Source organism: Chloroflexus sp. (assembly GCF_056331925.1).
Window position 1 is genome coordinate 1404 of the sequence record NZ_JBWGQH010000024.1, and the last position, 3096, is coordinate 4499.

Sequence of the window (3096 nt, forward strand, 5' to 3'; positions counted from 1 at the left end):
TATCCACGACGTTGGTGTGCCCGCCGGTGATGTCAGCCCAGTTCTTAACGCAAAGGCGCGAAGAACGCCAAGTTTTTGTATCCACGACGTTGGTGTGCCCGCCGGTGATGTCAGCCCAGTTCTTAACGCAAAGGCGCGAAGAACGCCAAGTTTTTTGTATAGTGGTACAAGTGTAGTGACAGACTCACATTATAACATCTTAGCGCCTTTGCGTCTTGGCGTGTATCTATCTCGGCGCCTTTGATCCCTTTGCACCTCTCCCTTATACGGGTTCGTGCGACTCATCGGGATTAAGTTCCTCTTCAAGCACTCCGAGCGATTGGAAAAGAGCTAACGTTTCGTGCGCCGATTCCTCATCGAGGCGAGTTATCGCAAAACCCACATGCACGATCGTGTAATCACCAACTTGCAAATCGGGTAGGTAGGCGAGACACACTTCTTTGACGATGCCGTTGAAATCGACCTTGCCCATCCGGGTGAGGCCGTTGTCGTAGATTTCGATGATGCGACCGGGAATACCGAGACACATACGCAATTCCTTTCAACCTGTGAAGGCGCAGAGTAGGCAAAGGCGCAAAGGTTGTTAACACAAAGGAGCAGAGCACGCGAAGGGCGCAAAAGTTTTTATGTGAGATGTTAAGGACGGTTGGAGCGTGAGCGTTGGCAACTGTAGCGTCCTTTGCGATTTGCGTTCCTTACACCTCCCAAATCAAGACCCGATTATTGCCTGAATCAGCGATCGCCAGCCACTGGCGATGCGCGCAGAGACCATAGGGCCAGCAGAGCGTATCGGGGCCGATGACTTGCCAGCGGTTTTCGCCACTGTCGTCGAAATTGTATTGGCCGTAGACCGCTTGCGCCGGCAGGCTGGCGCCGGCACGCGGGATGGGTTGCCACCGCAGCACGCGATTGTTGGCGGTATCGGCCACGAATAACCGGTCGCCGGCGCAGGCTGCCGCATACGGAAAGCGGAGCCGGTGCGCTCCCTGCGGCACGTGCGGTTGTTCAAACGCGCTCTGCATGCTTGCTTGACCCAACACAAGATCGGCGGGCCGATCAGCCGTTGGCGGTGGTGTCCATCCCAATACCCGATGGTTACCGGCATCAGCGACATACAACGTTGCGCCATCGCCGGCGATGGCGTGCGGCCAACGAAAACTGTTGGCAGCCGGCGGGCCGCCGCGATTTTCGGCGTTGCTGTAGGCATTAGGCTGACCGAGTATCACATCAGGCGGTTGTCTGTCGCTGGGAAGGCCACGCCATCCTAACACCCGTCGATTGCCGGTATCGGCAATATAAAACCAGCCATTGATCCATGCTACACCATACGGCCAGTAGAGGGTATGCGGCCCAACCGTACTGCCACGATTTGGCTCGATGTCAAGTAGTGAATCTTGCCCGATCACACTATCGGGTGGTGTGCCGGATCGATTAGGAATGCGATGCCAACATAATACACGATGATGCCACGCATCGGCAAGGTAGATTCTTCCTTCGGCAACCGTTACACCGGTGGGCAGATGGAAGCCATTGGCAGGGCCGTGACCGGATGCGCGCGGCCCTTCGTGGAAGAAATCGGGCTGGCCGAGCACGACATCAGCCGGTTGGTGATCGTGCGTTGGAAACTCGTGCCAGATTAGGACGCGATGGTTGCCCGAATCAATCACAATTAGCCGCTCGTCGTCGAGATAGACGCCGCGCGGCGCATAGAGATGGGCCGGTGTCGGGTTGGCCGCCGGCAGCGCCAAACCACCCGGTGCTGGCGCACCCAGCCAGCGGACTATCTTACTTGCCATCATTGCGGTCGCACCCAAATGATGCCATCAACGACTCGGAGCGGAAACGGCTCAAGCTGTGCTTGCGGCGCAGTCAGGCACTCGCCGCTCTGGACATCGAAACAGAAGCCGTGCCACGGACAGGTCAGCGTGCCAGCGTCAGGATCAAGCATCCCGCCATCGAGCGGGCGGCCTTGATGGGCGCAAGCGTTGCGGTAGGCGCTCAGCCGGTTGGTCAGATTGACGATCAGCACGCTGCCGCGTTCGCTGGCGAAGCTCACCATCTGGCCGGGTAGCACCTCGGCGACGGCGGGGCCACGCACCCATCCCTTCTCGATGGCCGGCGATTCCTGCGCTTCGGCACGGAGAATGGCCGGCGTCGCTTGATCGTTCACCACCTCAAGGCGAGTAATTTCCGGCACCTCGCGTAACAGCACCTCTTCAACGTGTTTGCGCAAGGTAAAGGCCGAGAGCGAACAGCCGTTGCATGAGCCATGCAAGCGCACGTAGGCTATGCCGTCGCGCACTTCAACCAACTCGGCATCGCCGCCGTGCGACTGCATATACGGGCGCGCGCCGTCGAGCACGCGGCGGGCGCGGGTGAGCGGGTCGGCCCGCACAATGCCGTGCATCAGCAAGAGCGCGTATACGGCGGGGTCTTCAACCAGTTCGAGCAACAGCTCTTTACCGCGCGGGTCTTGCTTGAGCCGGCGAACGATCGTGGTTAGGGCCAGTTTATGAAAAGCCTCGATCGCCTGCTTCAACTCGGTAGCGGCAGTCTGCGCCACCGGTTCGAGCTTGGCGACGGCGGCCACCGCCGCATCAACCCGTGCAGCGGCTTGTTCGAGTAGACCGGTATCGTCGGGTACAGTTTGAGTCATTGCTGTCCTCGCCTGGTATTGAGTCACAACGGTGTGATGGTTAGGTGGTCATCTCCAATTGGAGCTAGCCGTAGCCGGTCATTTGTTCAAGCGTCTCTTCGCTACGGAGAACTAACACCTCGGCGAAGGCTTGCCAACCCTGCTTCGGGGCCGGCGCAGCGCTCGACGATCCGTTCGACGAATCGTTCGGTTGCCATCATCAGCAGCAGATCAAATTGTTGGCGTTGGAATGCTTCCATACTCTTCTCAACCGAGATATGAAAAGGGAGCAGAGAGCAGAGATTCTTAAACGCAGAGGCGCAAAGGTGCGCAAAGGCTTTGATTTGTGGTCAATTTAAGGATGGTTTGTGACAAAACCATAAAACACCTTTGCGCTCCTTACGTTCTTTGCACCTTTGCGTTTATCATCCTCACGTCTTTGCCCTCTTTGCGCCTGCCAA

Annotated in this window: 4 protein-coding genes; all 4 read right to left on the reverse strand. The window is 57.9% G+C overall.

The window, feature by feature from the left end:
• Nucleotides 1-262: 262 nt before the first annotated feature.
• Entirely contained in the window at nucleotides 263-529 is a 267-nt protein-coding gene (locus tag AC01ZF_RS12810; protein WP_424675861.1) for a HypC/HybG/HupF family hydrogenase formation chaperone, read from the reverse strand.
• Nucleotides 530-695: 166 nt separating this feature from the next.
• Nucleotides 696-1799 (reverse strand): NHL repeat-containing protein, encoded by a 1104-nt coding sequence (locus AC01ZF_RS12815; RefSeq protein WP_476575398.1) that lies wholly within the window; start codon nucleotides 1797-1799, stop codon nucleotides 696-698.
• Nucleotides 1796-2656, reverse strand: a complete 861-nt coding sequence (locus tag AC01ZF_RS12820; RefSeq protein ID WP_424675863.1) for a NifU family protein — start codon at nucleotides 2654-2656, stop codon at nucleotides 1796-1798. The genes AC01ZF_RS12815 and AC01ZF_RS12820 overlap by 4 nt, the downstream gene beginning before the upstream one ends.
• A gap of 101 nt (nucleotides 2657-2757) precedes the next feature.
• On the reverse strand, nucleotides 2758-2895 hold the full coding sequence (locus tag AC01ZF_RS12825; RefSeq protein ID WP_428112917.1) for a hypothetical protein: 138 nt from the start codon (nucleotides 2893-2895) through the stop codon (nucleotides 2758-2760).
• Between the last annotated feature and the right edge of the window lie 201 nt (nucleotides 2896-3096).

Coding starts and splice junctions, on each gene's coding strand:
- AC01ZF_RS12815 (WP_476575398.1), bottom strand. CDS start 1,799: ATGATGGCAAGTAAGATAGTCCGCTGGCTGGGTGCGCCAGCACCGGGT.
- AC01ZF_RS12820 (WP_424675863.1), bottom strand. CDS start 2,656: ATGACTCAAACTGTACCCGACGATACCGGTCTACTCGAACAAGCCGCT.
- AC01ZF_RS12825 (WP_428112917.1), bottom strand. CDS start 2,895: ATGGAAGCATTCCAACGCCAACAATTTGATCTGCTGCTGATGATGGCA.
- AC01ZF_RS12810 (WP_424675861.1), bottom strand. CDS start 529: ATGTGTCTCGGTATTCCCGGTCGCATCATCGAAATCTACGACAACGGC.